The organism is Sulfitobacter sp. HI0040 (genome assembly GCF_001634885.1).
Classification (GTDB): domain Bacteria; phylum Pseudomonadota; class Alphaproteobacteria; order Rhodobacterales; family Rhodobacteraceae; genus Sulfitobacter.
Map to the genome: position 1 here is coordinate 1 of NZ_LWEX01000040.1, position 5,864 is coordinate 5,864.

At 63.1% G+C, this 5,864-nt stretch carries 7 protein-coding genes; 3 read left to right on the forward strand and 4 right to left on the reverse strand.

The features are described from left to right. The first annotated feature begins 94 nt into the window (after window positions 1-94). On the forward strand, window positions 95-1,000 hold the full coding sequence (locus tag A3728_RS04230) for a LysR family transcriptional regulator (RefSeq protein ID WP_067920566.1): 906 nt from the start codon (window positions 95-97) through the stop codon (window positions 998-1,000). A gap of 243 nt (window positions 1,001-1,243) precedes the next feature. On the opposite strand, the gene A3728_RS04235 is transcribed toward A3728_RS04230, so the two are convergent. Genes A3728_RS04235 through A3728_RS04250 form a run of 4 tightly spaced genes read right to left on the reverse strand, consistent with a single transcriptional unit; the run spans window position 1,244 to window position 4,243 of the window. Beyond that, on the reverse strand, window positions 1,244-2,230 hold the full coding sequence (locus tag A3728_RS04235) for an OmpA family protein (RefSeq protein ID WP_236628253.1): 987 nt from the start codon (window positions 2,228-2,230) through the stop codon (window positions 1,244-1,246). Beyond that, complete coding sequence (locus A3728_RS04240) at window positions 2,227-2,796, reverse strand: peroxidase-related enzyme (RefSeq protein WP_067920568.1); 570 nt, start codon at window positions 2,794-2,796, stop codon at window positions 2,227-2,229. Before A3728_RS04240 ends, A3728_RS04235 begins: the two co-directional genes overlap by 4 nt. A gap of 11 nt (window positions 2,797-2,807) precedes the next feature. Next, a complete protein-coding gene (locus A3728_RS04245; protein ID WP_067920579.1) occupies window positions 2,808-3,524 on the reverse strand; it encodes a GNAT family N-acetyltransferase in 717 nt (238 codons plus the stop codon). After that, complete coding sequence (locus A3728_RS04250) at window positions 3,524-4,243, reverse strand: competence/damage-inducible protein A (protein WP_067920570.1); 720 nt, start codon at window positions 4,241-4,243, stop codon at window positions 3,524-3,526. Before A3728_RS04250 ends, A3728_RS04245 begins: the two co-directional genes overlap by 1 nt. 48 nt (window positions 4,244-4,291) lie before the next feature. On the opposite strand from A3728_RS04250, the gene sfsA reads away from it, so the two are divergent. Both sfsA and map read left to right on the forward strand, forming a co-directional pair. Further along, window positions 4,292-4,990, forward strand: a complete 699-nt coding sequence (gene sfsA / locus A3728_RS04255; RefSeq protein ID WP_067920572.1) for a DNA/RNA nuclease SfsA — start codon at window positions 4,292-4,294, stop codon at window positions 4,988-4,990. 61 nt (window positions 4,991-5,051) lie between these two features. Then, a partial coding sequence (map, locus tag A3728_RS04260; RefSeq protein WP_067920574.1) for a type I methionyl aminopeptidase occupies window positions 5,052-5,864 on the forward strand: 813 nt, incomplete at its 3' end.

Below are 5,864 nucleotides of genomic sequence, written 5' to 3' on the forward strand. Positions count from 1 at the left end.
ATTACCTTGCTACTGTCCCACCCCTGCCCCGATCCTGCCTGAATTCTCGGTCATTGCTGTGCCCTGAAAGAAGAATAGTGATGAAGGAACGGGCATGGATCGCCTCACGGAAATGGAAGCATTCGCCACGGTCGTCGATCAGGGCGGATTCACCGATGCCGCCAAGAAGATGGGCATCTCCAAGTCGGCTGTATCAAAGCACGTCTCTTCATTGGAAGCGCGCCTTGGGGCTCGCCTTCTGAACCGCACGACGCGGCGGGTTTCCCCGACGGAGATCGGGCTTGCCTATTACGACCGCGCCCGGCGGGTGCTGAACGATGCAGGCGAAGCGGATGCGCTGGTGACGTCGATGCAATCGGCCCCCTCCGGCCTTCTGCGCATATCCGTCGCCACGGACTTCGGCGTCAATCACCTTTCCCCCGCCCTGTCGGAGTTCCTGTCCGACTTCCCGGACATCACCGTGAACATGGTGCTCAACAATCGCTACGTCGAACTGATCTCTGAAGGGTTCGACATGGCCGTGCGCATCGGAGAGCTGGAAGACAGCACGCTGCGCGCGCGGAAACTTACGGAAACCACGAAGCGGATGATCGCCTCCCCCAAGTATTTCGAGCAATATGGCAGGCCCGACAAGATCGACGATCTGAACAACCACAAGCTTCTGCACTATTCCAACCAGTCCTCGGGCAATGTCTGGAAGCTGACCGCGCCTTCGGGCGAAAAGCGTCAGGTGCGCACGGCGGGCTGGCTGTCGGTGAACGATGGGCAGTCCCTGCTCAACGCCGCGATTTCCGGTCTGGGCATCGCCTATTTGCCCAGCTTTCTTTATTCCGACGCGATGGAGAAGGGCCTTGTAGAGGATGCCATCCCCGACTTGCCCCTGGAAAACCAAGGCATTTACGCGGTCTATCCACCCGGCCGCTTCACCCAGCCAAAAGTGCGCGCCTTCATCGATTTTCTGGTTCATACCTTTGCCGAAAAAGGCCCCAACGACTGGTAATTCTATATCCGACCTCCCTCGGTGAACTGGGTCGCAAAAGTCAGCGACCTGCCCCCGCCCCCTTTGATAAGGGCGGGGTTTTTCTTCTGCCTCTTGCTGTTTTCCCGCCCAGATTTGGCCCTCATCCTGCGCTAGGGTCCGACCCCGGAAGAAGGAAGACGAAGAAGGGGTTCGCGCCATGGATCTGATCGACTGGCTGACGAGACCGACATGGAGGTCGGAGATCGCCCTGAGCACCCGCCCTCACTCCGCCGGGAGCACGACGGCTTCGACGCGACGATTGGCTTCGCGACCCTCCGGGGTGAGGTTGGAAGCGACCGGAGAGAGATAGCCCATCCCTTCGGCATCCAGCCGCCCGGCCTCCAGCCCGTAGTCCCGGATCAGGCGTTCGCGTACCGATCGCGCCCGCTGGCGTGACAGGCTGATGTTGCCCGCCAGACTGCCCACGGTATCGGTATGCCCCACGAGTGCCACCCGCAGATCGGGATGGTTTTTGACGAAGGCCGCCAGTTCGCCTAGGACCGAGTACTCCCCCGCCTGCAGTTTCGAGGTGCCGGAACCGAAATCGAGCCCCGGCAACAGCGCGTTGCCCTGCGCCAGCAGTGTCTCTGCCAGTTCCCCCTCCGCCGGTATCGCCACTTCCGCCGCCGGAGAGACCTGCCGCAGCGCGGGGGCCGTCCGCTCCACACCGGCGCCATCGCCGAGCGTCCCGGCGCGGATGATCTGCAGATAGGCTGCCGTGGACGACGCGCTGGCCAGAATGGTCACTGCTTCGGTCGGCGGGGAGTCGTCCTCCCCCCGCACCGCGGTGATGAAATGATAGGCACGCACGTTGACGTACATCGCAGGGCCGGGCAGCGTTTCGACGGCAAAGCGGAAATCGAACCCCCCGCATTGTTCGGCCGCGCAATCCAGTACGATTTCGAAACCCGCTTCGACCAACTGGGCGCGCAGGGGCGCCACGATCTGCAGGGGCGTCAGGCCGCGTCCTTCCAGCCGCCAGGCCGCGCGCCTTACCTCGCCATCAAACGCAAGTTGCGCCACCACCCCTTCGGAAAAGACGCCGACCGGCGCGACATAGCGATCGGGCCCCGTATCTCTTTCTGCCGTCAGCTGGGCATTCGACGGCAGTTTGAGTTCCAGCGCCAAGGCACCCTGCGGTAGTATCGCCAGTGCGAACGCGAGGCCCGAGAGCCATGCCCGCATGATCCGGGACGCCGGATGCTTCATCGCGCCTGTGCGTGATATTCGTCGTTCGGTCGCATATCGGTACCGCTGGCCACGCGGTTCGTCATGTTGAAGAACCCCGCGACGCTGGCGATATCGAAAATATCCCGGTCGGAAAAACCGACCTCGCGCAGGGCCTGACGGTCATCTTCCGTCACCGCGGCGCTTTCCCGTGTGAGTTTCACGGCGAAATCCAGCATCGCCATCTGTCGCGCGTCGATCTTAGCCACGCGGTAATTCATCACCAGTGCTTCGCCCAGTTGCGGATCCCCCGACAGGGCCCGCACCGCCGCGCCATGGGCGACGAGGCAATAGTAGCACTTGTTATAGGACGATACCGCCACCGCGATCATCTCACGCTCCAGCTTCGAGAGCGCGGAATCCCCCAGCATCAGGTCGTTGTACATGGCGGTGAAGGCATTCAGCTTGTCGATATCGAAGGCATAGGCCCGCAGGACATTGGGCACCATGCCCAGCTTTTCCTCGCAAACCTCGAAGTATTTGCGCGTTTCCGCCGGCAGGGGGTGGACCATCGGCAGGTCGAGTGCGGTAGGTGCTTCGTTGCTCATGGCGGCATCCTTCATTCTGGTGACGTGCGATAGTGATAGCCTTCGACGCGCTCGAATCCCATCGATCGGTAAAGCGCATTCGCGGCTTCGTTCTCCTTCACGCAGAGAACGGCGATGTCCTGCGCCCCCTGCTCCGCTGCCCAGAAGGCGGCGCGGCGCATGATCCAGCCCGCGACCCCCTGTCGGCGCTGATGGGGCAGAACCTCTATGGCGTGGACCATGCAGACGCCCTCATGCACAGCGGCGAAACCGACGCCCGCGGGCTTTTCGTTCCACCGGGCAAGGATCGATGTTTTGCAGGCGGCCCGGTGCATCACGGCAAGACGCGCGGGGCCGATCCCGGCAGAAGCCCAGATGTCTTCCATGATGGCGAGCGGTTCCCAGATGGCAAAGGCCGTGACCCTCGGAATGGCCTTGTTCGTCAGCGCCGCGATGGGCGCCTTCCACAGGTTTACCGGGTCTTTTACCGCGTATCCGCGTTCCGCCAGCATGGTGTCGAGCGCACGGTCCTCTGCCAGAACCATGAAGAGCGGTTTCTGGCCCACATCCTTCATCGCGGCCTCGGCGGCGGCGATGTCATCCGGCGCGATGACGCCATGCGCGGACGCCGCCGATACCCTTTGCCCCCCGCCCTTGCCTTCGCGCAGGGTCCATGGCCCCTCCTCCCAGCGGCGGGCGGCTGGCCATGTGCCGTCGATGGCAGCCAGCAGGGCGTTCCGGTCAGCGATCACGCAAAGGTCTCTTCGAGGCGGGCGAGCGCTTGGTCGATCTGGTCCTGATCGTTACCCCTGATCACGATATGCGCGCCATATCGGCCATCTTTCTGAAACGGATAGGATCCGAAGGCCAAGGCGGGGAAAGCCTCCGCGATGTCGGAAAGCGGCCCGGCGATATCCCCCTCGCCTCTCTCGACCCGCATGGTTTCGGACAGCAGCGGCGCGCCGCCGGTCAGCGTGGGCAGGATACTGTCCACCATCGCCTCGAACACGGCAGGTACCCCCGCCATCACATGCACGTTTTCCAGAATGAAGCCCGGCGCGGCGGAAACCGGGTTGTCGATCAGCGTAGCACCTTCGGGAATGCGCGCCATGCGCAGCCGGGCGGCATTCAGCTCGGTTCTCGACTTGTCGTAATGCTCTGCCAGAATGGCGCGCGCATCATCGCGCACGTCGATCGAACGGTCGAAGGCGGCAGCAATACATTCGGCGGTGATGTCGTCATGCGTGGGGCCGATTCCCCCGCTGGTGAAGACATAGGTGTAGGCGATGGAAAGCGATTGCACCGCGGCGATAATCGCCCCGTGCTCATCCCCGATCACCCGCGCCTCTTTCAGGTCCACGCCTATATCGCACAGCTTCTGCGCCAGATGGTGCATGTTGCTGTCCCGCGTCCGCCCCGACAGGATCTCATCCCCGATGACAAGCATCGCTGCGGTCGGGTTCGCCATGGGGGTACCTCCTTGAGATTGGCTGACCTTGGGTATAGGCCGCTGCCCATGCGCTTTCAAACCCAACTTGTCCCCGCGCGGCTCGACCGACGCTACAAGCGGTTTCTGGCGGACTGCACTCTGGAAGAAAGCGGCGAAACGATCACGGCGCATTGCGCCAACCCCGGCGCGATGACGGACCTCGCCACGGCGGGCACGCGGGTCTGGCTGGAGCCGAACGACGATCCGAAGCGCAAGCTGAAGTACGGCTGGCGGCTGGTCGATCACGAGAACGGCCATTTCACCGGCGTCGATACCGGCAGCGCGAACCGTCTTGTCGCCGAAGCACTGGACGCGGGGCTTGTTCCGCCGCTCAAGGCCTATGGCACGCGCCGGGCAGAGGTCCGGTACGGAGAAGGCTCCCGGGCTGACTTCCTGCTGAGCGAGCCCGGCCTGCCGGATGCGTGGGTAGAGGTCAAATCCGTCACGCTTTGCCGTGACGGCGCACTGGCGGAGTTTCCAGACAGCGTAACCGCCCGGGGCGCGCGCCACCTTACGGAACTGGGGCGCATGGCCGCCGCAGGCCACCGCGCAATGCTCATCTACTGCGTGCAGCGGACCGATTGCACCGATGTCACCCTCGCGCGCGATATCGACCCTGCCTATGCCGCCGCGTGGGATGCCGCCCGCGCGCAGGGTCTGGAAACCATAGCCCTGGGGACCCACATCAGCCCCCAGGGCATTACCGTTACCGGCCCGCTGGGCTAGGCATCGTGAGTGCAGGTACTGGCACCTCCGGTCCCACCGCGATAAGAAAGGAAAACTATCGATGGAGTATCCGGTGAGCGAGCAGCACCGAGGCCGTCAGACCAAGGACGGCATTCGCATTTACGACCCTTCCGATTTCGCGGGCATGCATGCGGCAGGACGGCTGGCCGCGCAAATCCTTGACGAGATTGCGGAACATGTGACCGTAGGCCAGACGACCGGAGCGCTTGACCGGATGATCGAAAAAAAGGTCGAAGCCGCCGGCGCGAAATCGGCGACCATCGGCTACAAGGGATATGCCCACGCGAGCTGCATCTCGGTCAATCATGTTGTCTGCCACGGCATCCCCGGCGACAAGAAGCTGAAGGACGGCGATATCCTCAATATCGACGTCACCGTGATCGTCGATGGCTGGTACGGCGATACCTCACGGATGTATGTGGCGGGCAAACTCAGCCGGAAGGCGGAGCGCCTCATTCAGGTCACCCACGACAGCCTGATGCGCGGCATCGATGCGGTGCGGCCCGGGAATACCTTCGGCGATATCGGTCATGCGATCCAGACCTATGCGGAAAGCCACCGGATGAGCGTCGTCACGGATTTCTGCGGCCATGGGCTGGGTCGGGTGTTTCATGCCCCGCCCAATGTGCTGCATTACGGGCGCCCCGGCACCGGGGCGATGCTAGAACCCGGAATGTTCTTTACCATCGAGCCCATGGTGAACCTTGGCCGGGCGGAAACCAAGACACTCTCCGATGACTGGACGGCGGTCACTCGGGACAAGTCGCTGTCGGCCCAGTTCGAACATTCGGTCGGTGTCACGGAAGATGGCTGCGAGATATTCACGCTGTCGCCCGCGGGTCGCTTTCATCCC